This is a genomic window from Rhodococcus sp. O3, assembly GCF_048897285.1.
Taxonomy (GTDB): Bacteria; Actinomycetota; Actinomycetes; order Mycobacteriales; family Mycobacteriaceae; genus Rhodococcus.
Map to the genome: position 1 here is coordinate 70,429 of NZ_JBMBTE010000007.1, position 22,486 is coordinate 92,914.

General features: G+C 68.4%; 27 protein-coding genes. 13 read left to right on the forward strand and 14 right to left on the reverse strand.

What is annotated here, in order from left to right:
- Positions 1–41 precede the first annotated feature (41 nt).
- Genes ACN675_RS04270 through ACN675_RS04290 form a run of 5 tightly spaced genes read left to right on the forward strand, consistent with a single transcriptional unit; the run spans position 42 to position 3,658 of the window.
- The gene (locus ACN675_RS04270; protein ID WP_420749672.1) at positions 42–1,571 is read left to right on the forward strand and encodes a nitric oxide reductase activation protein NorD; all 1,530 of its coding nucleotides are present in this window, start codon (positions 42–44) and stop codon (positions 1,569–1,571) included.
- Positions 1,568–2,377, forward strand: coding sequence for a CbbQ/NirQ/NorQ/GpvN family protein (locus tag ACN675_RS04275; protein ID WP_420749673.1), 810 nt, complete (start codon positions 1,568–1,570; stop codon positions 2,375–2,377). Before ACN675_RS04270 ends, ACN675_RS04275 begins: the two co-directional genes overlap by 4 nt.
- 9 nt (positions 2,378–2,386) lie before the next feature.
- Positions 2,387–2,518: a hypothetical protein gene (locus tag ACN675_RS04280; protein WP_420749674.1), complete on the forward strand. Its 132-nt coding sequence runs from the start codon at positions 2,387–2,389 to the stop codon at positions 2,516–2,518.
- A complete protein-coding gene (locus ACN675_RS04285; RefSeq protein ID WP_420749675.1) occupies positions 2,515–3,228 on the forward strand; it encodes a hypothetical protein in 714 nt (237 codons plus the stop codon). Before ACN675_RS04280 ends, ACN675_RS04285 begins: the two co-directional genes overlap by 4 nt.
- A gap of 34 nt (positions 3,229–3,262) precedes the next feature.
- Entirely contained in the window at positions 3,263–3,658 is a 396-nt protein-coding gene (locus tag ACN675_RS04290; RefSeq protein ID WP_420749676.1) for a hypothetical protein, read from the forward strand.
- Here ACN675_RS04290 and ACN675_RS04295 read toward each other — a convergent pair.
- The gene (locus ACN675_RS04295) at positions 3,655–4,230 is read right to left on the reverse strand and encodes a helix-turn-helix domain-containing protein (RefSeq protein ID WP_420749677.1); all 576 of its coding nucleotides are present in this window, start codon (positions 4,228–4,230) and stop codon (positions 3,655–3,657) included. The two genes, ACN675_RS04290 and ACN675_RS04295, sit on opposite strands and share 4 nt — an antisense overlap.
- 66 nt (positions 4,231–4,296) lie before the next feature.
- Between ACN675_RS04295 and ACN675_RS04300 the strand changes: the two genes are divergently transcribed.
- Both ACN675_RS04300 and ACN675_RS04305 read left to right on the forward strand, forming a co-directional pair.
- On the forward strand, positions 4,297–4,650 hold the full coding sequence (locus tag ACN675_RS04300) for a hypothetical protein (protein ID WP_420749678.1): 354 nt from the start codon (positions 4,297–4,299) through the stop codon (positions 4,648–4,650).
- A gap of 101 nt (positions 4,651–4,751) precedes the next feature.
- On the forward strand, positions 4,752–5,774 hold the full coding sequence (locus ACN675_RS04305) for an alpha/beta hydrolase (protein WP_420749696.1): 1,023 nt from the start codon (positions 4,752–4,754) through the stop codon (positions 5,772–5,774).
- A gap of 80 nt (positions 5,775–5,854) precedes the next feature.
- On the opposite strand, the gene dmpG is transcribed toward ACN675_RS04305, so the two are convergent.
- From dmpG to ACN675_RS04320, 3 genes are read right to left on the reverse strand one after another with little or no spacing between them, the layout of a single operon-like run.
- On the reverse strand, positions 5,855–6,889 hold the full coding sequence (dmpG, locus tag ACN675_RS04310) for a 4-hydroxy-2-oxovalerate aldolase (protein ID WP_420749679.1): 1,035 nt from the start codon (positions 6,887–6,889) through the stop codon (positions 5,855–5,857).
- The gene (locus tag ACN675_RS04315; protein WP_420749680.1) at positions 6,886–7,860 is read right to left on the reverse strand and encodes an acetaldehyde dehydrogenase (acetylating); all 975 of its coding nucleotides are present in this window, start codon (positions 7,858–7,860) and stop codon (positions 6,886–6,888) included. Before ACN675_RS04315 ends, dmpG begins: the two co-directional genes overlap by 4 nt.
- Positions 7,857–8,669 carry a 2-keto-4-pentenoate hydratase gene (locus ACN675_RS04320; RefSeq protein ID WP_378526289.1) on the reverse strand — a complete coding sequence of 271 codons (813 nt, stop codon included), beginning with the start codon at positions 8,667–8,669 and terminating at the stop codon, positions 7,857–7,859. Before ACN675_RS04320 ends, ACN675_RS04315 begins: the two co-directional genes overlap by 4 nt.
- Positions 8,670–8,844: 175 nt before the next feature.
- Here ACN675_RS04320 and ACN675_RS04325 point away from each other — a divergent pair, with 175 nt between their 5' ends.
- Together ACN675_RS04325 and ACN675_RS04330 are read left to right on the forward strand one after the other, a co-directional pair.
- Positions 8,845–9,294, forward strand: coding sequence for a DoxX family protein (locus ACN675_RS04325; RefSeq protein WP_420749681.1), 450 nt, complete (start codon positions 8,845–8,847; stop codon positions 9,292–9,294).
- Positions 9,295–9,391: 97 nt separating this feature from the next.
- The gene (locus tag ACN675_RS04330) at positions 9,392–9,802 is read left to right on the forward strand and encodes a hypothetical protein (RefSeq protein WP_420749682.1); all 411 of its coding nucleotides are present in this window, start codon (positions 9,392–9,394) and stop codon (positions 9,800–9,802) included.
- A 7-nt stretch (positions 9,803–9,809) separates the two neighbouring features.
- Here ACN675_RS04330 and ACN675_RS04335 read toward each other — a convergent pair whose 3' ends face one another.
- The 9 genes from ACN675_RS04335 to ACN675_RS04375 form a co-directional block, all read right to left on the reverse strand.
- Positions 9,810–10,967 (reverse strand): FAD-binding oxidoreductase, encoded by a 1,158-nt coding sequence (locus tag ACN675_RS04335; protein WP_420749697.1) that lies wholly within the window; start codon positions 10,965–10,967, stop codon positions 9,810–9,812.
- A 264-nt stretch (positions 10,968–11,231) separates the two neighbouring features.
- Positions 11,232–11,603, reverse strand: a complete 372-nt coding sequence (locus ACN675_RS04340; RefSeq protein ID WP_420749683.1) for a hypothetical protein — start codon at positions 11,601–11,603, stop codon at positions 11,232–11,234.
- 189 nt (positions 11,604–11,792) lie between these two features.
- A complete protein-coding gene (locus ACN675_RS04345; protein WP_420749684.1) occupies positions 11,793–12,455 on the reverse strand; it encodes an ABC transporter permease in 663 nt (220 codons plus the stop codon).
- Positions 12,452–13,114, reverse strand: a complete 663-nt coding sequence (locus ACN675_RS04350) for an ABC transporter permease (protein WP_420749685.1) — start codon at positions 13,112–13,114, stop codon at positions 12,452–12,454. Before ACN675_RS04350 ends, ACN675_RS04345 begins: the two co-directional genes overlap by 4 nt.
- On the reverse strand, positions 13,111–14,202 hold the full coding sequence (locus tag ACN675_RS04355; RefSeq protein ID WP_420749686.1) for an ABC transporter ATP-binding protein: 1,092 nt from the start codon (positions 14,200–14,202) through the stop codon (positions 13,111–13,113). Before ACN675_RS04355 ends, ACN675_RS04350 begins: the two co-directional genes overlap by 4 nt.
- A 9-nt stretch (positions 14,203–14,211) precedes the next feature.
- The gene (locus tag ACN675_RS04360) at positions 14,212–15,120 is read right to left on the reverse strand and encodes an ABC transporter substrate-binding protein (protein ID WP_420749687.1); all 909 of its coding nucleotides are present in this window, start codon (positions 15,118–15,120) and stop codon (positions 14,212–14,214) included.
- A 68-nt stretch (positions 15,121–15,188) separates the two neighbouring features.
- Entirely contained in the window at positions 15,189–15,686 is a 498-nt protein-coding gene (locus ACN675_RS04365) for a cysteine dioxygenase (protein ID WP_420749688.1), read from the reverse strand.
- A 194-nt stretch (positions 15,687–15,880) separates the two neighbouring features.
- Positions 15,881–16,777, reverse strand: coding sequence for an amidohydrolase family protein (locus ACN675_RS04370; RefSeq protein WP_420749689.1), 897 nt, complete (start codon positions 16,775–16,777; stop codon positions 15,881–15,883).
- Between the two features lie 116 nt (positions 16,778–16,893).
- Entirely contained in the window at positions 16,894–18,999 is a 2,106-nt protein-coding gene (locus ACN675_RS04375; protein WP_420749690.1) for an ATP-binding protein, read from the reverse strand.
- 250 nt (positions 19,000–19,249) lie between these two features.
- Here ACN675_RS04375 and ACN675_RS04380 point away from each other — a divergent pair, with 250 nt between their 5' ends.
- The 4 genes from ACN675_RS04380 (at position 19,250) to pucL (ending at position 22,079) form a co-directional block, all read left to right on the forward strand.
- Positions 19,250–20,176: a LysR family transcriptional regulator gene (locus ACN675_RS04380; protein ID WP_420749691.1), complete on the forward strand. Its 927-nt coding sequence runs from the start codon at positions 19,250–19,252 to the stop codon at positions 20,174–20,176.
- Between the two features lie 161 nt (positions 20,177–20,337).
- Entirely contained in the window at positions 20,338–20,847 is a 510-nt protein-coding gene (uraD, locus tag ACN675_RS04385; protein WP_420749692.1) for a 2-oxo-4-hydroxy-4-carboxy-5-ureidoimidazoline decarboxylase, read from the forward strand.
- Entirely contained in the window at positions 20,844–21,167 is a 324-nt protein-coding gene (uraH, locus tag ACN675_RS04390; protein ID WP_420749693.1) for a hydroxyisourate hydrolase, read from the forward strand. The genes uraD and uraH overlap by 4 nt, the downstream gene beginning before the upstream one ends.
- A 3-nt stretch (positions 21,168–21,170) precedes the next feature.
- Complete coding sequence (pucL, locus tag ACN675_RS04395; protein ID WP_420749694.1) at positions 21,171–22,079, forward strand: factor-independent urate hydroxylase; 909 nt, start codon at positions 21,171–21,173, stop codon at positions 22,077–22,079.
- A 21-nt stretch (positions 22,080–22,100) separates the two neighbouring features.
- On the opposite strand, the gene ACN675_RS04400 is transcribed toward pucL, so the two are convergent.
- Positions 22,101–22,486: PucR family transcriptional regulator (locus ACN675_RS04400; RefSeq protein WP_420749695.1), on the reverse strand; the 386-nt coding region annotated here is incomplete at its 5' end.

Below are 22,486 nucleotides of genomic sequence, written 5' to 3' on the forward strand. Positions count from 1 at the left end.
GCGTCACGCATGAACCGCGCATCCGGTGGAGGAGTCGGCACGTGACCGCGGCGGGTGTCTCACCGCTGACGATCGAGCGGACCTGTGCCGTCACCGCGGTGGCGCTCTCCGAAGGCCGGAGGCGAGATGCGCGTCTCGTGTCCGGTGAGCGGCGCAGTTTCGGCCTGGGCGGCACGCGGCGGGTGGTCCATGTTCCGTACCCGCCTCCGGTGGCCGACTGGACCGTCAGGACGCTGACGTGCGGTGTGGCACTGCAATGTTCACCGTCGAAGGACCGTATCGCCCGGTATCCGTTGCACGAGTTGTCCGCTCGGGAACGCGCCGCGCTCACCGTCGTGGAAGGCAACGTCGCGCTGGGATGGGTCGGTATCCGATGGCCGGGTCTGCTGCCGGATCTGACCAGGCTGCTTCCGGGACACGAGCCGATCGACGGGGACACCGACAGCGTCGCCATGCTGCGGATGACCGACACGCTGGCACGGTCGCGGGAACCGCTCACGCCGCATCCGGTGCTCGGTCGCCTGCCGCTGGCGGAGCACCCCCGCACCACCTTCGCGGCCGCCGTCAGGCGCATGTACGGACGGATGCCGTGGACCTCCCCGCGAGCCGACTCGGTACGCCTGATGTCCATCCCGGTCGGCGGTGACGGCGGCGTCCGCAACCCGAATCTGCCGCCGCCGAGCAGACCCGAGGACGAGGACGTCGAGATCCGCCCCGACGAAAGGATCGGCATTCCCTATCCGGAGTGGAACGCGTGGCGTGAGTCGTTCCTGCCGGACCACGTCGCGGTGCTGGAGACCCGGACACCCGCCCGGTCCGCCGCGCCGATTCCGGTCGCCGCCGACGTGCGCCGCTGGTTCGAACGGAACACCCACCGTGCCATGACGAGTCGTCTCGAGGACGGCGCCGACCTGGACGTCGACGCGTACCTCGAACATCACGTCGACACGCTCACCGGACACGCGTCCGAGCCCCGGATCTTCCGGGACCTGCTCCCGAGTTCCCGCGACGTGACCACCGCACTGCTGCTCGACGGGAGCTCGTCGCTCGGCGTTCACCGCGGCAAGGTGTTCGTGCTGGAACTGGCGTGCGCCGACGCGCTCTCGCGCGCGATGACGCTCGCCCGCGAACGCCACGGAATCTTCGTGTTCAGCGGCAACACGCGGCACCGGGTGGAAGTGCGCTGTCTGAAGGACTTCGACGACCGGCGGTTCGTCGTGCCGAGTGCGTCGGGTCTGACGACCGGCGGCTACACCCGGCTCGGTGCACCGCTACGGCACCTGACCCGTCGGCTGCTCGACCAGCCGTCGGAACGGCGCCTGCTGCTCGTGATCGGAGACGGATTGATGTCCGACGAGGGATACGAAGGCCGGTACGCCTGGGCCGACGTCGCCCACGCCGTGGAGGAAGCCGAGGACTCGGGGGTCTGTGTGTACTACATCGGAGTCGGCCCGACCCGGGTCGATCCGTTGCCGGAGGTGTTCGGGCCCGGTCGATCCCAGCGCATCCACCGGGTCGAGCATCTCCCCCGGGTGCTCGCCCACGTGCATCGGGAACTGGTGACGGCATGAGCGACAACGTTGTGTACTACGCGTCCGGTAACGAAGTCCAACTGTTCGAACATGCTTTCCGGCAACGACTTCCGGTTATGCTGACCGGCCCGACCGGCTGCGGCAAGACCCGCTTCGTCGAGCACATGGGTGGGCTTCTCGGCCGGCCGGTCGTCACCGTCAGCTGCCACGACGACCTGACCAGTTCCGACCTGGTGGGCAGATTCACGGTGGCCGGCGGCGACGTCGTGTGGTGTGACGGGCCGTTGACGAAGGCGGTCAAGGACGGCGCGATCTGCTACCTCGACGAAGTGGTCGAGGCTCGCCACGACTCGCTGGCGATCCTGCACTCGCTGACCGACCATCGCCGCACCCTCTACCTCGACCGCGCCGGTGAGGTGGTGCCCGCACCCGATTCCTTCATGCTGGTGTGCTCCTACAACCCGGCCTATCGGAGTTCCCTCAAGGACCTGAAACCTTCGTTCCGCCAACGATTCGTGACGCTGCCGCTCGACTACCTGGCACCCGAACGGGAGATCGATCTGCTTGTCGTCGAAACCGGTGTCGACCGTGTCGTCGCCGAACGGCTCGTCGCATGCGCGATGAGCATCCGCACCGCCGACGAAATCTTCCACTTCGAACCACCGTCCACTCGGGTACTGGTCACCGCGGCGCTGCTGGTCGTCGCCGGTGCGAACGAGATAGAAGCCGCCGAAGCGTCGATCCTCGCACCGCTGAGCACCGACGGAGCGATCACCGGTGGACTGCGAGAGGTCGCGGCCGCGACCCTCCTCCCCGCACACGAACCGAAGATCCGGACCCGGTAAGGAGAGCCGATGAACGAACAGGACCGGCGTCGTAAACGTGGCCTCATCGCCTTCCAGATCTTCGCGTACGGATTCCTGCTGTCGCAGTTCCTGATCCAGCTGTACATGTCGGTGGACCGCGGCTGGTGGGGGACACCGTGAATCTTCCGACCTTCACCCGCCGACGGGCAGCCGAGCCGCCCGGCGTCGGATACGACGAACATCAGGAAGAGTCCCGCCGTGCGCAACGCACCGCCGATTGGTGGCTGACCGCCGGCACACTGCTCATGGGCACCCTCGTGCTCGGCATCGTCGGCCTGCCGATCTTCCTGCGCGGCGTGTGGCTGCAACGCCGCGCCCAGCAGTCCGGGTTGTCGGTGCGGCCCGTGATCGTCACGCTCATCGGCTATCTCGTCATTCTCGACGCCGCCCTCAACAGCATCGGGTGGGCGCTCGACCTGGTCGCCAACCACACCCTGATCAACCGCGTGGTGCTCACCGCGTGGGGCAACATGTTCGACGCCGGCTATTTCTGGCACTACAACGAACTGTGGATCGGTGGTGCGGCCGGTCCGGGGGAGAAGGGCTGGGAAATCGCCCTGATGCTCACGGTGTTCCCGATGCGGATCGCCGCGGCGATCGCGTTCCTTCAGATGAAGCGCTGGGGACACCAGTGGATGATCGTCACCTGCTGGATGGGGCTGGTCATCTGGATCGGCTACACGTTCAACATGACCATGTACGCCGACGTCCGGTACGACGGGGTGGTGCTGCCGGTGATCGGCTGGTGGCTGTACGACATCTTCTACATCACCCCGTTCCTTGCAATTCCGTACCTGCACACCGTCAATCGCGAGATCTTCTCGGATTGAGACGACCCGTGATCGATGCCGAAGGGAGAGTCGCATGACGAAGGCATCATCGGAGGACAGGCCGGCCGAGGACGAGTTGCCGCTCGGGACCACGTCGACCTACGCGCGGATGCACAAGTGGATCAAGCGCGGCGTGTTCGTGTGCCTGTTCGCTCTCGTCGTCGAAGGCGCGTTCACGGTACCCGCGCTGGCGATCTGGTACGGCTGGCCGCAGCTGTCGTTCCAGGAGATCTGCAGTGAACTGATGAAGGTCCGGTACTCGGACGACACCCTGGAGTGCGAATACCCCTATCCGCTGTTCGGTCCACCGGAGGGCGCGGCGGGCAAGGACACCGCCCGGGACGAGTGGGGGATCCAGCCCACCCCCGGCTGGGAACGCATCGGTTTTCGCGAACTCGTCCGCAATCATCAAGAGCGGGAAGGCCGTTAGGAAATTTCTTCTCCCGCTGCCGAATCGGCGTCCCGGTCTTCGACTCCACCGACCGGCATGATGATCCGGCTGAACAGTCGACGGCGACGCCCGTCCCCGGGGCCGAGTTCCAGGTAGCGCGTCAGCAGCTGCCCCATCTCCGTGACCAGGGACAACGCCTCGTCGTCGGTCAGGTCGAGAGCCACCTGCCGATAACCGACGACGTCCTCGGCCAGTCCTCGACGGTGAGGGTCGTCGAGGTAGGCATCGAAGTCCGCGAGCAGTTGCGCGACGAAGGCGAGGAATGCGCGCCGGTGGTCGTCGCTGCTCATCGCCGCGGCTTCGTCCCCGGTCACCTGCGCGCGCTCGACGACGAGACGGAAGGTGCGTTCGACGGTCCCCCGGACGCGACGCTCGGACACGACCTCGAGCACTCCCGCGTCGGCGAGTGTCGAGATCTGCCGGTACAGGGTTGCGGGGGAGACGTCGTCGAGAAGGGTGCGTAGCTGGGCGGTGGTCGCGGTGCGGCCGCCGAGCAGGGCCTGGACGATCCGCAGCCGTATCGGATGCAGCAGCAGTTCTGCGGTGCTCATGTCTTCCCTCCGGCGACGATCTTCTCACGGTTGACATTGTTCTCAATAATGAGAATAATACCGGTCATGACAACAATGACGATCGCAAACGGAACCCTGCAGGTGCGCTTCACTACGCTCGAGAAGATCGCCGGACTCATCGGCGACGTCGACGTGCCGCTGAGCGCGATCCGCGACGTCGAGGTCCACGCCGACGGTCTCGCCGCGGCCCGAGGAATTCGCGCCCCCGGACTCGGACTGCCGGGAATGCGCAAGATCGGTACCTGGCGGGCCCCGGGGCGCAACACGCTCGTCTCCGTCCGGCGGGATCAGCCCGCCGTGCGGATCGAACTCGCAGGCCACAAGCGCGATGCCCTCGTGCTCGGCATGGACGACGCCGAGCAATGGGCGCAGCGACTGGGTACCGTGGAGCGTTCCTGACCGACCGGACGCTGTTTCTGTCCGGACACGAGTGACACGAACGGAGTCTTCCCTTGGCTCGGCTCATGAGAAATGCGCGACGGTGGATCAGCGCCGCAGCTGTGCCCGTGATGGTGCTCGGCGGAGGAGTATTCCTCGCCGGAACGGTGACGGCACTGCCGGTCACGGGTTCGGTTGTCGAAGCTGCCGGCATCGACAGCCCGTTGACCTTCGAGGCCGGCGGGACCGTCTTCCACGGCAGTCTCCGCACTCCTGACGGCGCGACCGCCGGGGCCGCGCTGCTGCTGCCCGGAAGCGGCCCCACCGATCGCAACGGTAACCAGCCCGGCGCCGCGTCCGGCACGCTGACCCGCACCGCGGATGTCCTTGCCGCCCATGGCATCACCAGCTACCGATTCGACAAGATCGGTAGTGGGGAGACAGGCCTCGGGGCTTACACTCCCGAGACCGTCGGCGAGTACGGCTTCACCGAACAGATCGATCACGCCGAGGCGGCGGCCCGCGCGCTCGCGGATCGCACCGGGATCTCCACCGACGAGATCCTCGTGCTCGGGCACAGTGAAGGTGCTCTGACGGCCCTTGCCCTCGCCGACCGTGGCATCGGCAACGGTTTCGCCCTGCTGCAGCCCCTGCCGATGCGCTACCTGGACCTGCTGACCGCGCAGATCACCGCGGTCGCCGATTCCGGACAGCTCGGTGCCGACGGTGCCGCGGTCCGCGCCGACCTTCCCCGCACCGTCGAGTCGCTGCGGACCACGGGGACCGTCCCCGCCGACCAGCACCCGCTCCTGGCGCAGCTGGGCCTCAACCCGGCCAACGCCAAGTTCCTCGCCGAGGCGGACGCATTCGATCCGCCCGTACTCGCAGCGCAACTCGCCCCCGGCACCGCGGTGCTGCTCACCTGCTCGGACAAGGACACGAACGTCAGCTGCGCGCAGGTCGAGCCGCTCCGGGCAGCTCTCGCGCACACCGACCTGCAGTACGAGCACTTCGCCACCGCGAACCACGGTCTCGAGGAACTCGGCCCGCTGCCGCCCGGTCCGGCGGATCTGGTGGCGCTCCTGCCCGTCTCCGGAGAGTTCGTCGCCGCGATGGACGGATGGGCCGCCGCGCGCGGTCGCTGACCGGCCACCCCAACAGAAACGGGTGATCCCCGGCCGGACATCCGGCCGGGGATCACCCGTGTTTCAACGTGATCGAGCGCTCAGCTCGCGGCGCCGACCGTCTCTGCCTTGCCGGCGGCGACGATGTCCAGCGCGATGTCGACGATCATGTCCTCCTGACCGCCGACGAGCTGGCGGCGGCCGACCTCGAGCAGGATCGTGCGGACGTCCACGCCGTACTGCTCGGCCGCGGCCTCGGCGTGACGCAGGAAGCTCGAGTACACACCGGCGTAGCCGAGCGTGAGGGTCTCGCGGTCCACGCGGACCGGGCGGTCCTGCAGCGGGCGGACGATGTCGTCGGCGGCGTCCTGCAACGCGAACAGGTCGGCGCCGTGCTCCCAGCCGTTGATGTTCGCGACCGCGATGAACGGTTCGATCGGGCAGTTGCCCGCTCCCGCACCGTGTCCCGCGAGGGATGCGTCGACGCGGTAGACGCCCTCCTCGACGGCGACGACCGAGTTGGCCACCGACAGCGAGAGGTTCTCGTGCGCGTGGATGCCGATCTCGGTGCCCTCGTCGAGAACGTCCTTGTAGGCACGGATGCGGTCGCGGACACCGTTCATGGTGAGCCGGCCGCCCGAGTCGGTGACGTAGACGCAGTGTGCGCCATAGGATTCCATGAGCTTGGCCTGCTCCGCGAGCTTCGCCGGCTCGGCGAGGTGGCTCATCATGAGGAATCCGGAGACGTCCATGCCCAGTTCACGCGCGGTCGCGATGTGCTGGGCGGAGACGTCGGCCTCGGTGCAGTGCGTCGCGATACGGACGGACCGGACACCCAGGTCGTAGGCCTTCCGCAGTTCGGCGATCGTGCCGACGCCCGGCAGCAGCAGGGTCGTCAGGCGCGCGTTCTCGATATGCGCCGCCGCGGCCTCGATCCATTCCCAGTCGGTGTTGCTGCCCGGGCCGTAGTTCACCGAACCGCCGGCGAGACCGTCGCCGTGGGCGACCTCGATGGCGTCGACACCGGCCGCATCGAGGGCGGCGACGATCCGTCCGACATCCTCGGGGGAGATGCGGTGACGGATGGCGTGCATACCGTCACGGAGGGTGACGTCCTGGACGAAGATCTTGGTCATGCGGACACCTCCGAGGTGGTACGGATTGCCATGCGCTCGGCGGCGCGCAGTGCCGCCGACGTCATGATGTCGAGATTGCCTGCGTACGCGGGCAGGTAATGGGCCGCGCCCTCGACCTCCAGGAACACCGAAACCTGGTGCGTCACAGTGGCGTCACCGGCGAGGGTGTGCACCGGCCGGTCCTCGGGAACCGGGGTGATCTGCACTTCCTGCTTGAGGCGGTAGCCCGGAACGTAGGTCGCGACCTTGGCGACCATCTCCTTCACGGATGCGCGGATGCGCTCGTGCGTCTCCTCGGACGGATCACCGATGAGGCAGAACACGGTGTCGCGCATGATCAGCGGCGGCTCGGCGGGGTTGAGGATGATGATCGCCTTGCCGCGTCCGGCGCCGCCGACCTTCTCGATCGCGTGGGACGTGGTTTCGGTGAACTCGTCGATGTTCGCGCGCGTGCCCGGGCCCGCCGACTTCGACGAGATCGACGCGACGATCTCGGCGTACGGCACCGGGGTGACACTCGAGACCGCGGAGACGATCGGGATGGTGGCCTGGCCGCCGCACGTGACCATGTTGACGTTGTGCGCCGACAGGTGCTCGTCGAGGTTCACCGCGGGCACCACGAACGGGCCGATGGCGGCGGGGGTGAGGTCGACGAGGAGCTTGCCGAGCGGAGCGAGCTTCTCGGCGTTCGCGATGTGTGCCTTGGCGCTCGTGGCGTCGAAGACGATGTCGATCTCGTCGAAGTTGTCCATGGCGATCAGGCCGTCGACGCCCTCGTGGGTGGTGGGCACGCCGAGACGCTTCGCGCGGGCGAGGCCGTCGGATTCGGGGTCGATGCCGACCATCGCGCCCATCTCCAGGACGTTGCTCAGGCGGATCACCTTGATCATCAGGTCGGTGCCGATGTTGCCCGAGCCGATGATGGCGACCTTGGTCTTCTTGCCGGCGGGTGCCGGAGTCGTGTCTGTCACTGTTCCTCCTTCGAGAATGTCGCGGTCACCGAGCCGAGGCCGGTGATGTCGGCGCGGACGACGTCGCCTCCGGTGAGCGGCGCCATGGGGCCGAGAGCGCCGGAGAGGACGACCTGTCCGGCGCGCAGGGGTTCGCCGAACTCGCGTGCGGTGCGCGCGAGCCAGGACAGGGCGTTGAGGGGGTCGCCGAGGCATGCCGCACCGTTGCCGGTGGACACGGTCTCGCCGTTGATCGACATGGTCATCTCGGCGTCGATGGGTTCGAACTCGTCGAGCGTGACCTGCCGGGCGCCGAGAACGTACACACCGCTCGATGCGTTGTCGGCGACGGTGTCGGCGAACTTGATGTCCCAGTCGGCGACGCGGCTGTCGACGATCTCGAGGGCGGCGACCGCGTAGGCGACCGCACCGCGGACCTGCTCGACGTCCAGGGGACCGTCGGCCAGATCCGCGGCGAGCACGAACGCGACCTCGGCCTCGGCCTTCGGCTGCAGCAGCCGCGAGATCGGAATGACGGTGTCCTCGTCGTAGACCATGTCGTCGAACAGCACACCGAAGTCGGGGCGGTCGACACCGAGCTGTGCCTGCACCGCGGGCGATGTCAGGCCGATCTTGCGGCCGACGATCGTCGCGCCTGCGGCGAGCTTCGCCTCGGTGAGGTGTTTCTGCACTTCGTAGGCGACCGCGATGTCGGTCGCCCCGATGAGGTCACGGATGGGTGCGCACGGCACTCCGCTGGCCGCGGCGGTGATCAGGCGCTCCGCGGCCTCGCCGATCGCGGCGGTGTCGGTATCGATTCTCTGCGACATGTCTCTCAGCCTGAGGGGTACACGGGCTGGGGAACAGCGCGGCGTACCGCTGAGTGGAACGGCCGATCAAAACTGGTTGACACGTCAACTTTGACTCCGTACCTTCTGGTTGAAGCATCAACTATCTAGGGTGTCCGCGCGAGCGCCGGCGTCCGTCCGTCCCGAAGGGTTCACAATGAACAATCCCGCTGTCCGCAACACCGGAATCCTCCTCGCCCGCATCGCGCTGGGCGTCATCTTCCTCGCGCACGGCCTGCAGAAGGTCAACTCCTGGGGCTACACAGGCACCAAGGCGGGATTCGAAGCCATGGGTGCGCCGGTGCCCGCGGTGTCCGCCTTCCTCGCGACCTGGATCGAGGTCCTCGGCGGCCTCGCACTGATCGTCGGCGTGCTCACCCCGATCGTCGGCGGCCTCCTGTTCCTCAACATGCTGGGCGCGCTGTTCATCACGCACATCGGCAACGGCCTGTGGGTGTCCGACGGCGGATACGAACTGGTCCTCGCGCTCGGCGCGGGTGCGCTGCTGCTCGCGGTCGTGGGTGCGGGCAAGTTCAGCGTCGACGCACTGCTCGCCGGCAAGCTGCCCTGGCTCGCCACCGAGTCGGAGCTCGCACTCACCCGGTGACGGACACCATCACCCGATAGACCGAACGAAGCTCTCGTCACCGTTAGGGTGATGTGACAGTTCGCAATCCGAGGTCGGGGAGAAAGTGGGCACGAACATGCGCAGAACTGCTCGACGTGCCGCCCGTCTCGCCGCGATCGTGGTGGGCGCCGGCCTCGTCGGCGTCGGTGGTGTGGGCATCGCCGCCGCCGACGAATGGCCGCCGGCGCCCGACGGCCCCAGCGCCGTCGGTCCGTACGAGACGAGCGGATTCCTCACACCGGACAACCCCGACTTCTGGAATCCGCTGGTCGCCCGGAATCGGCTGACCTCGCCGTTCGGCAACAGCACCCGCATCGTGTGCACCGCCTTCCACGGCGTGCTGATGGACTGCTGGCAGGCCGACCTGGACGGCAACCCGCACAAGCTCGTGAGGTTGCCGTTCAACTTCCCGTCCGTCACCGGGTCGACGCTGCCGGGTGGCGGTCCCGGGCACTACGTCTACCCGGGATTCATCCCCGGCATCTGAGCGGGCGTCAGGGCTGCGGGTCGTGGTGGATGCGCGCGACAGGCACGCCCGCGGCGCGCAGGCGGAACGTGGTGGCCCGCACCATCGACGGTGACCCGCAGATCTGCACGTCGTGGTCGGTCCACGTGCCGTACTCCGCGACGACCTGCCCGACGACGCCCTCGCGCACCGCGGTGCCGGGGCCGGACGGACCGGTGTGCCAGAGCGGGGTCTCCGCGTTCTCGACGACCGGGACCACCGTGAGCCACGGGGAGATCCGGGCCAGGGACTCGAGCGTCGGCAGGTCGTAGAGGTCGTAGGGGAAGTGCCCGGAGTAGAACACGTGCGTGGGCAGGTTGTCGGTCCGTTGCGCCATCGCCATGAGTTGCGCGCGGATCGGTGCGATACCGGTGCCGGACGCGATCATCAGGCGGGGGCGGCCCGCGCGGTCGCCGTCGTCGCGAGCACCGAGGGAGCCCAGGGGTGAACCGAGCACCCACGTTTCCCCGACCCGGGTGTGCCGGACGATGGACGGGCTGACCCAGCCGCCGGACACGCGCCGGACGTGGAACTCGATCAGCCCCGTACGGTCGGCCGGTGTCGCCGGGGACAGGTACCGCCACATACGCAGCCGCCCCGGCACCTGGACGCTGACGTACTGCCCGGCGACGTAATCCATCGGCTTGTCGAGCTGCAATCGGATCACGGCGATGTCGTCGGTGACCAGGCGATGCTCGATGACGGTGCCGACCCACGCGGCCGGCCCCTCGTCGGCCTCGGCTGCCTCCGACATCGCGGTGGTGATGAGATCTAGTGCAGTACACCATGATTCGGCGAGGTCGCGGGTCCAGTCCTCGCCGTTCGCCTGTTCGACCGCGAGTGCCAGTGCCTCGGTGAGACAGGCGAATCGGGAGGGGTCGAGACCGTGCTTGCGGTGCTCGCGTCCGAGCTGCCGGACCAGCGGCAGGACCGACTCCGGCCGGTCCAGCCCGTCGACGATGTGCGCCAGGCCGCGCACGATCCGATCACGTTGACCGGCCATCGTCGCGGGAAAGAACTCGCGTGTCTCGGGATGGCGCGCGAAGAGGATCGAATAGAACGAGTTGGACAGGGCGTGTGTCCGGTCGGGACTGTCGGTCAGCGACTCGAAGTTGGACCGGATCAGCGAGCACTGCCTTGAATCCACCGCGTTCGTCACCTCCGTCGTGTGTCCTCTCCCGATCGGTACCGGGGGGACGACCGGGATTCGACTCTAGGCGTCACGCGCGCTACGGCGACGGTCTGCGGCTTTCGAAAACGTCTCGGCTGCAACCTGTTCCAGGACCATGGATACAGGTCTGAGGTCCCGGGTCGATGGGGACTGTCGGCCATCGTTCGACGTAGGCGCCACCGACGTCGACGCCCCCGATCGTGACCAACGTCTCGTTCCCGGTCCGCGCGCCCCGACGGGTCAGGCGGCGGCCACCGAACACCAGTCGACGGTCACCGACCGTGCGCCGGAACAACACAGCAGGCACCGCAACGGCCCGTCGCAGCACAGCTGCCGGTCCAGTTCGCGTTGCTCGGCGGCCTCGTCGAGGTCGTCGGTGCCGACGAGGATCTCCGCGGGCAGTCCGCTGCGCCCACCCTCCAGCAGCAGGCGTTCCTCGCCGACCGCGCGGACCGGCACGTCCTCGCCGCCCTCCACGTCCCCGACCATCAGGGCCACGTAGTCGTGATCGTCCTCGGCGTCGTGGTACGCGACCAGACGTCCCCGCCCCGTCGTCGTGGCCACCTGCCGGTCCATCGTCAGCCCCGACTGCGACGCGGGTTCCGTGACCACCGCCGTCAGTGTCCGCGGAAGCATCACCCGTCGCGATGTCCAACTGAAGTACGCCCCGCGCCCGGTGTTCATGACGCTCGCCTCCCGTGTCGAACCATCAGGTGTCGAACCATCAGGTGTCGAACCATCAGGTGTCGAACCATCTCTTCGAACACCAGTGTGAACCGGGGGTACGACACGTTCGTCGGCTCAGCGCAGCCCCGGGGACACCAGCAGACGCCGAAGCCCCGCGAAGATCGCGAGCACCAGGAGCGAACACACCGCGGCCAGCGCCGCCCCACCCACGACGAGCGTGTAGTCGTTGCGGGCGAGCCCGTCGACGATCGGACGGCCCACCCCGCCGAAGCTCACGGCGGCGGCGATGGTCGCGGTCGCGACGATCTGCACCGCTGCGGTCCGCGTCCCCACCAGGATCAGCGGCAGCGCGACGGGCAGCTGTGCCTCGAACAGCACCTGTCGTCGCGTCATCCCCATCCCGCGCGCGGCGTCGGTGAGCGCGGGATCGACACCGCGAATCCCCTCGTACGTGTTGAGCAGGATCGGTGGGATCGCGAGCGCGAGCAGGGGGATCAGCACCGGCACCAGGCCGATCCCGGACAGCACGACGAGCAGCACGAGCAGACCGTAGGTGGGCAGGGCCCGGGCGGAGTTCGCGATCAGCGTGACCACGGCACCGCCCCGGCCGGTGTGTCCCGTCCACAGGCCGAGCGGGAACGCGATCACGAACGCGAGACCGAGCGCGAGCAGCGTGTACCCGAAGTGCTCGCGCAGCCGGGTCGGGATGCCGCCCGGTCCGGACCAGTTCGCGGACGTGCCGAAGTACTCGCCCAGGTAGTGCAGCAGAGTGTTCATGCCCTACCGCCCCGTGTCCGTGTCCGCCCCCGCGTCCGCCGCAACCACGGCGTCGCGAGCCACTGCACACCCAGCAGCGCGGCGTCCACGACGAGTGCCATGACGACGGTGACGACGATGCCGGTGACCGCCAAGCCCAGCCGGTCGAGCTGGACCGCGGCCGTGAACAGCGACCCGAACGCCCCCATCCCGATGAGCGCGCCGACGCTGACCATGCTGATGTTCGCGACCGTCGCGACCCGCAGACCCGCCAGCACCGTCGGCAACGCGATCGGCAGATCCACCGTCAGCAGCCGGCGGGCCGGCGAGTACCCCATCGCGGTGGCCGACTGGCGCACGCTCTCGGGCACCGCGCGCAGACCGTCGACCACGTTGGGGATCAGCACGGCGAGCGTGTAGACGGCGAGGGGGATCACCACGGTGGTGCGGCTGATCCCGGTGAACGCGATGAGCAGCACGAAGAACGCAAGGGACGGAATCGAATACAGCACGCTCGCGCATGCCAGCACCGGGGGATACCACCGCGGACGGCGCACACACAACAATCCCAGCGGCAGCGCGACGACCAGCCCCAGCAACGACGCCCCCAGTGCCATCACCAGGTGGTCGACGAGCAGTTCCATGAAACTACCCAGATACGAGGGTATTCCGAGATTCACGCGTCGGTCCGTTCGGTGATGTCGACGGAGCGGGCGGCATGGTGCGCGCGGATCGTCGCGGCCAGTTGCTCCTGGCTGATCACCCCGAGTGCCCGGCCGTCCGGATCGACGGCCACGGCGTGCCCGGAGGGCGACAGCACCGCCGCGTCCAGCGCGACCCGCACCGAATCGCGGCCGGGCACGAATCCGCGGCCCGCGGGGACCAGTCCACCGGTGGTGTCGCGCCAGCCGATCGGCCGCCGATCGTCGTCGACGACCAGCAGCCACGGTTCGCCGCCGGGGATGCGTTCTTCGTCGGCGGTGACGACCGGTTCGGTGCGCAGCGGCAGGTCGTCGGACGGGAAGAACGACAGCAGCCGGACGCCGCGGTCCGTGCCGAGGAAGTCGGCGACGAAGTCGTCGGCCGGTGCGGTCAGCAGATCCTCCGGCGGCCCGTAGTGCGCGAGGGTCCCACCCGGCCGCAGCACCGCGACCCGGTCGCCGAGAGTGATCGCCTCGTCGATGTCGTGGGTGACGAGCACGATCGTCTTGGCGAGCACCGACTGCAGGCGCAGCAGTTCCTGCTGGAGTTCCTTGCGCACCACCGGGTCGACGGCCGAGAACGGCTCGTCCATCAGCAACACCGGTGGATCGGCCGCGAGGGCGCGGGCCACGCCGACGCGCTGCTGCTGACCGCCGGACAGTTGGGCCGGATAGCGCCGCGCGAACTCGGCTCCGAGCCCGACCCGTTCGAGCACCTCGAGTGCGGCCGCACGGGCCTCCCGGCGGGTCGCCCCGAGCAGCCGCGGCACCGTCGCGACATTGTCGACGACCGTGCGGTGCGGGAACAGGCCGGCGTGCTGGATGACGTATCCGATCCCGCGCCGCAGCGTCTGCGGGTACTGTTCGCGAACGTCCTTGCCGTCGAGCAGCACCCGTCCGGCAGTCGGGTCGACCATCCGGTTGATCATGCGCAGCGACGTCGTCTTCCCGCACCCGGACGGCCCGACGAGGACCGTGAGGGTGCCGGTCGGCACCTCCAAGCTCAGTCCGTCGACCGCGACCGTGCCGTCCGGATAGCGCTTCTCGACGTTGTCGAACGTGATCACCGTCGTGTCCTACCCGATGCCGGCGGACTGCAACCATTCCGCGGCGACCACGTCGATGTCGCCGCCCTCGGTCACGACCTGACCGACAAGGACGATCAGATCCTCGGTGCTCAACTGCGCGGACACCTTGTTCAGGGTCTCGACGGCCTCGTCGGACAGGTCGGCGCGGTGCACGAGCGGCGTGACGTTCTGCGCACCGAACAGGGTCTGCGGATCATCGAGCGCGACAAACGGTTTCGTCGACAGCGACGGATCCGTGGTGTAGATGTTCGCGGCCTGGACGGTGCCGTCCTCGAGCGCGGCGATCGTGATCGGCCCGCCGGTGTCGGTGGGGACGAACTGCCGGAACTCGACGCCGTACACGTCCTTCAACCCGACCAGTCCCTGCTGCCGCGTCTCGAACTCCGGGGCCGCGCCGATCGCGAGTTCGCCGGCGACCGGGGCCAGGTCGGCGATGCTCTCCAGGTTGTAGCGGTCCGCTGTTTCGCGTGTGACGACGACCGCGTCCTTGTTCTCGGCGCTCGCCGAGTCCAGGATCTCCACACCCTCCGGAAGGGACTCGCGCAGTGCGGCATTCACGTCGTCGGTGGTGGTCGCGGTGCTGTCCGGGTTCACCCGGGCGAGCAGGGCCCCGTTGTACTCGGGCAGGACGGTGATGCCGCCGGAAATGATCTGGTCGTAGTAGATCTCGCGGCTTCCGATGTTGAACCGGCGCGTGACGTCGGCGCCGGTGCTCTCGAGTGCCTGCGCGTAGATCTCGGCGAGCAGGACGTTCTCGGGGAAGTTGGCGGATCCGACGACGACGCTGCCGTTCCCACCTCCGGATGCCAGCGGATCGTCGGTGTCCCCGCCGGAACATCCGGTGAGGACAACAGCTGCGGCGGCCACGGCGGCGAACGTACGCGCGAGACTCTTCATCGAGTGATCTCCAATGCAGTCGGCGACCGACCGACTCTAACCCGACACCCCGCCTCGTGCCGGATTTGTCACCAATCGGCTCCGGCCCGTTCGGAACTCGTCAGATGCAGGATCCCGTCCTCGATCCGGTAGCGGTGCATGCTGCTCAGCGCCGGGGCATAGACGTGCACGGACACGGCGGGACGGTCGCTGTCGTTGACGATCTCGTGTACGTGATGACTGTCGAACTCACGGGTCTGTCCCGCGTCGTACTCCGCGGTGGACAGGGTCGGAGCCAACCCTTCGAGCAGGCCGTCGCGCGGATTTTCGACGGTGATCTCGCGCAGCGAGCCGTCCGCGACCGCGAACACCCCGGCGCTACCGCCGTGGTCGTGGATGCCGGTTCGCTGCCCGGGCAGCCAGCTGAGCAACCACACCTCGTACTCGTCGGTGAACGTGAGCCGCGTGTACCAGCGTTCCTGCGCGTCGTACCGGACGATCGGCAGCCACCGGTCCGGGTCGTCGGCGATGGAGCGGGCGACGGCGGCGAGATCGACGGACGTGCGGGAGAGAACGGAGGCAGGCATCGTGGTTCCTCGAAGAACTGCGGGCGCGTTTGCGCCCGAAAGACAGGCAGGGTTGCTGGGTCAGTCGCGACAACAACAGCAACAACAGCCACAGGAGCCACCGGCGACGTGGACGAGGTCCACATGATGCCCGCGGAGTCGCGGGGTCGCCGAAGGATGCATGCCGACCATGTCATCGGCGATCGTTCGCTTTGTCAAGGGTTTTGTGTGGGGAATCTCGTCCCCAGCAGCCTCGTGGGATTGTCGGTCCGCAGCCGCCGGTCCCCGGCGCCGATGCTCAGCGGGGGTGCGTAGGGACGGTCAGAGCCGAGCACGATCCGGTCGGCACCGAGCTGCGCGGCCACCGCATCGACGGTTCCGGACCCGTACGACGACGTCTCCACGAACACTCCGGCCCCCGGGTATCCGTCCGGCCCGCCACGCGCGGCGATCCGATCGGAGTGCAACGGCGCGAGCCCGGCGAGCATCGCGAACACCACCCGCAGCCGCGGGTACCGGGGCGCGCCGTACTCGTGCCACGCGAACCAGGCCGCGTGCATCTGCCCGACGTACCCGACGATCGCGGCCCACCACGCAGGCCCGCCCGGGGCCACCGGACCCGGGTGCACGAACAACGGCCGGTCCTGCCGTTCGAGTTCGGCCAGCAACGGGCCGCAACGCTCGTACCCTGCCTCGCCGGCGATAGCGTTCGCAGGAAGTTGCAGACCCACGCACCCGGCGGTGAGGACGTCGCGCAGGGTCGTCGGGTCGGGGTCGTCGAGTCCCGCGGCGGCCCATGCCCCGAACGGACGGGGCAGCGCCAGCACCCCTTCGTGATAGGCGTCGAGCAGCGGACGGGCCTCGTCGGCCGGCAGCGACTCGATGCCGAGCGGACTCGACAACGACACCAGCGCGAGATCGATCCCGTCGGCGGCGGCGAGTTCGGCACGCGCCGAGACCGAATGGTCGCCGGGCTGCACCGGGTACGGCGGCTCCCCGGTGGTGTGCAGGGTCCAGCCGTCGAGCCGCGGCACGGCCTTACGGGCCCGCAGGGCGGCCAGGAACGGTTCCGGCCACACGTGCTGGTGGACATCGATCCGCGGGGCGCTCATGGCTCCACGGTCGCAGACGTGTCAACGACGGTGTCACCGAGGCAGTGTCACCCAGGCACGCGAGGCAGTGTCACCGAGGCGCGCGAGGCAGTGTCACCGAGGCGCGCGAGGCAATGTCACCGCGGTGGTGTCCACGGCTGGGTGTCGGGCCCCTGCGCCGGCCACGGCTCCGCCGGCCACTGTTCGGACGGAGCACCGTACTGCGCACCGGTTGCCGCACCGACGGTCTGCCACTGTTGCGTGGTCGCCGACGAGTCCACGTCCGTCTCCTGCAGCACTCCCTGGTAGGGCTCGACGGCGCCGCCGTAGTACCCGGCGTCGTAGCCCTCGCCCGGGAGCCTCCGCGGCTCGACGTGATAGGGGTCGACGAAATGGCTTGTGCCGCTGAGTATCTTCGTCGGCAAGTACACGCTGGCCGTGATGCCACCGTTCGTTGCCGAATCGAAGGTCGGGCGCAGCCGGACGGTGATGCCGTGTCGCTCGGCGAGCCGGCCCACCACGAACAGGCCCATGCGCCGGGTCGCGCCGGTGGCGTGCTCACTGCTGGAGGCGAGTCGCGCGTTGATCTCCGCCAGATCGTCCGGGGGAATCCCGATGCCCTGGTCGGCGATCTCCAGCAACATCCCGCCGTCGACGGCACCGGAGAACACGAACCTGACCGTGCTGTTCGGCGGGGAGGCGCGCAGCGCGTTGTCGAGCAGCTCGGCGACGAGATGGACGACGTCGGCGACGGCGCTGCCGACCAGGTTTCCGGCCGGCACCGACCCGATGTGTACGCGCTCGTAGTTCTCCACCTGAGAGGCAGCGCCGCGCAGCACATCGCCGAGCGGGGTGTCGGGCATGCGCCCGAGACGCTGCCGGGTTCCGGCGAGCACGAGCAGGGAATCACCTGTGCGCCGCATGCGTGCGGCGAGATGGTCCAGAGTGAACAGGCTGTGCAACCGGTTCGGGTCCTTCTCCTCGAACTCGAGGGACTCGATCAGCGAAAGCTGTTGCTCGACGAGCGTCTTGTTGCGGCGAGCGAGAGTTTCGAGCATCTCGTTGACCTGCCGCCGCAGCTGCGCCTGCTCGCCGGCGAGGCGCAGGGCCTCGGACTTCATGGAGTCGACGGCGCGGGCCACCTGACCGACCTCTTCGCGGGTGTGCACCCCGACGGGCGGCAGGTCGACGGTCTCGATGTCGACGCCGTCGCGGATGCCGGCGATCGCTTCGGGGAGATCGTGTTCGGCAGCGCGGAGCGTGTCGTCGCGCAGACGCCGCAGTGGCCGGACCAGCGAGATCGACATGGCGATCGCGAGGACGACGGCGAGGACGAGCACCGTCCCGACGGCGATGCCGTCACGCCACGATTCGGCGCGGGTACTCGACGCGAGCTCGTCGAGCGTGGCGACGATCTTCTGGGCGGAGGCGTCGACGAACTCGTTGTACGACATCAGTGCGGCGAACAGGGAGTTGCGAAGCGCACCGACATCGGCGGTCTCGTCGTCGATGTTCGCGGTGAGTGCACGCCGGTTCTCGACCTCGGCGATCAGCGCATCGACGGGTGCGCGGTCGGGAACCGTGTCGGCGAGCACCCTCAGCTGGGCGAGCTCCGTGCCCATCGCGTTGTTCCACATGAGCAGCGCCGAGCCGGGTTCGTCGCGCATCGACGAGAATGCCACGACCTGATCGAGCAGCACCCACTGGATCGTCCAGCTGTCGAGGAGGATGTCGCCTTCGGTCAGCACCGTGGGGTTCGCCGACGAGTTGATGATCGTGCGGTACGCGTGGGTCATCCGGGAGACGAATTCGCGGACGCGTTCACTCGCCTCGAGCGGAGCCAGTTGCCGCGACATTGCGCTGCCCAACAGCTGTTTACCGTCTTCGAGGACCCGTGCCAGCGGTGCCGCGATCGCGGGGTCGAGGTTGCCGCTGCTCATCAACTCGAGGATCGAGTCGTCGGCCTCGTCGGCGATCTGTGCGCCGTTCTCCGGTGGTATGCCCACGATCGTCGCGGCCCCGGCACCTGCGACGGCGGTGCCGTACTCGGTCAGAGCGGGGAGGACGGCGACCTGCTCGGACTGCGTCGAGTAGTGGGAGGACTCCTCCACCAGCCGGTTGACGCGAGACGCGCCGAACAGGCTTGCCGCGATCACCGGCAGGCACAGCACCACCGTGACCTTGCGCCACAGGCGCCAGTTCTGCGGCGAATAGGACCGGAACGGTCGCGATGCGCGGCTCATGAAGGACCGTTCCTTTCGAGCTTCGGGCACCGCCGAGCCGGCCGAATCGGCGGTATACACGAAAATGGCGATGTCGAAACAGTTTTCGGGGGGATTCAGGCTGTCAGAGTAGGAACGGTGCAGGCCGTGCACAAGGTCGCGGGCACATTCGAATAGCACCTATATTGCTGGGCATATGAGTTCGAGTCGGATCGGACCGAGTGCGGGTTAGGATCCGGTGGAATTTCACAGTGGGGCGTGCGGGGGAGGCATGGTGGATTTGCGGCGGGTCGATCTCAACTTGCTCGTTGTACTCGACGCGTTGCTCGCCGAGTGCAACGTGACCCGGGCCGCGCAGCGACTGCACATGTCCCAACCGGCGACGAGCACCGCCTTGGCGCGGCTGCGCAAGCAACTCGAAGACCCGATCCTCGTCAAGGACGGTCGCTCCCTGCGCCCGACGCCGCGCGCGCTGGCGTTGGTCGAGCCGCTGCGCAGTGTGCTGGCCACCGTCGAACGCTCGATTCTCAGCCCCCCGGACTTCGACCCGGCCCGCGACTCGCGTGTGTTCACCGTGCTGGCAGGGGATTACGCCGAAGTCGCGTTGCTCCGCGTTCTGATGAGGTCGGACCGGTATCGAACGACCGCGGTGCAGTTCGACCTGCGGCCGGTCACCGGACGGAGCCTCGCCGCATTCCACCGGCACGACGTGGACCTGGCCATCCTGCCCGACCATCTGCTCGAACAACCGCAGTTCGACCGCTGCGGCCGCGCACTCGTCCTCACCGACCGGTTCGTCGGCGCGGTGTGGACCGGGCATCCGCACCGGGGAACCGAGCTCACCCCGGAAGTGCTGGCCCGCTACCCGATGTTGTCGTATGCCGCCCACGACGGCAGTAGTCAGATCGACCGGTCGCTCGCGCGCGTCGGTGTGTACGCCCGGGTGGGCGCGACCACCGCGAACGTCGCGGTGATGCCGTACGCCCTGGAGGAAACCCACCTGGTCACCCTGATCCCGGAGCGGTTGGCGTCCCGCCTCGTCGGCAGCGCTGACATCCGGATCCTCGAACCGACGTTTCCTCTGGCCGAGGTGCGGCAGTACGCGGTGTGGCACGAGGTGCACGAGTCCGACCCCGCGCACACCTGGCTGCGCGGGCAGATCATGGAGATGTCCGCTCGCGTGGCCCGCGTCGGCTGATCCGCTCCGGTCCTGCTCGATCCTGGCTGTGTCGGTCGATCCTCGCTGTGTTGGTCGATCCTCCAAAGCGTGGCGCGCGCAGCCGATGAACGTTGTCGCGATGTTCCCGGCGCCGCGAGCGCCGACCCGTCAAGGTGGAGACGGAACAGATCGGAGGAATCGTGGACTGTGCGACATTCGATGCGCTGCCCGACGCCGACGCCGTCGCGCTGCTGCAGACCTGCTGCAGCAGCCCGGCGTGGGCACGCCGGGTGGCCGCCGCCCGTCCGTTCGGCAATCGAGGCGCTCTGTTGCGGAACGCAACTGAAATGTCGCTGGCGCTGAGCGACGACGAACTCGGCGATGCCCTCGCCGGGCATCCGCGGATCGGGGAGCGCAGCGAAAGCGCGGCGTCACAGCGGGAGCAGTCGTCGGTGGCGACCGCGACAGACGAGGTGCGCGCGGCGCTCGCCGCCGGAAACCGGGCCTACGAGGAGAAGTTCGGGCACGTGTATCTCGTACGGGCAGCGGGCCGTTCGGCCGGTGAGCTGCTCGAGATCCTGAACCGGCGGCTCGCCAACGACGCCGCGACCGAACGCGGTGAGGTCCGCGCCGCGCTCGCCGACATCAACCGCCTCCGGCTGGAACTGCTGATCGACGATACAGCCGCTGTCACAGGAGGTACCGAGTGAACACTGTGAGCACGCACATCCTCGACGCCACCGCCGGCGCCCCCGCAACCGGTGTGGCGGTGACCCTCTCGGTCGACGGCACCCCCCTCGCGTCCGGGGTCACCGACGCCGACGGCCGCATCGGATCGTTCGGCGACGAACCGCTCGAGCCCGGTACCTACACGCTGACGTTCGCCACCGGCGAGTACTTCGACGCGCGCGGTGTCGAGTCGTTCTATCCGGAGGTGGTTGTGACCTTCCGCGTTCCGGACGGCGACAGGCACTTCCACGTTCCGTTGCTGCTGTCGCCGTACGCGTACTCCACCTATCGAGGGAGCTGACCCATGGACCCGCTCACCGGCCGGATCGTCCTCGGTTCCAATCGCTACGGCAAGGCCGAGAACCGGGTCGTACGCATCTTTCGCGACACCGTCCGGCACGAGATCCGCGACCTGAACGTCACGTCGAGTCTGCGCGGCGACTTCGATGCGGCTCATGTGACGGGCGACCAGCACAACGTCCTGCCCACCGACAGTCAGAAGCAGACGATCTTCGCCTACGCCGCGACGCACTCGAACGGGTCCGTGGAGGACTACGGGCTCGCGCTGGCCCGGCACTTCGTCGACGACATCGGCCCGGTGTCCTCCGCGCGCATCGAGATCGAGGACTTCCCGTGGGAGCGGGTGGGCGATCACCCGCACACGTGGACCCGGAAGGGTTCGGAGGTGCGCACCGCCGCGATCACCGTCAGCGGTTCCGGCGACACCCGCCGGGAATGGGTCGTCGCGGGGCTGAAGGATCTGGTGGTCCTCAAATCCACCGGTTCCGGGTTCGCCGGTTTCCTCGAAGATTCGTTCACGGTGCTCGAACCCACCGACGACCGGGTTCTCGCGACCAGCCTCGTCGTGCGGTGGCGATACGCGGACCTCGCCGTCGACTGGGACCGCACCTACGCGGGAGTGCGCGCGGTGATGCTCGACCGGTTCGCGAACCTGCAGTCGAAAGCCCTGCAGCAGACGCTGTTCGAGATGGGCCGCGCGGTGCTCGAGGCGTTCCCCTATCTCGCGGAGATCCGTCTGCAGGCACCGAACAAGCACCACTTCCTGTACGACCTCGACCGCTTCGGCATCGCGAACCGCGGCGAGGTGTTCCACGCCGACGACCGCCCCTACGGACTCATGCACGTGACCGTGCAGCGCGAGGATGCCCCTGACGCCGGCAGCGCCTGGGACGAGTACACCGGACGTGCGTGAATCCTCGGCCGGGACAGTCGGTCAGGCCAGAGCCCGCACCGCCAGGAACACGTCGAGACGGTCGCCGATGTGCGCGAGATTGCGCCCGGTGAGCGCCTCGACCCGCCCGATCCGGTAGCGCACGGTGTTGGGATGCAGGTGCAGCCGATCGGCGGTGCGCCGCCAGGAGCCGTCGCAGTCCAGGAACGCCTCCAGCGTCGTCATCAGGCCGGCCCGGGTCCGCCGGTCGTAGTCGAGGACCTGCCCCAGTGTGCGATCGACGAAGGCGCGGCGCACCCGGTCCGGCACCGCGGACAGCAGGCCCACCGCCGAATCCAGGTCCGCGGCGCGCACCGACACCGGTCCCGTGTCCCCACGGGCGATGGCCGCGGCCGACTCGGCCGAGCGGATGCCGCCGTCGATCGACT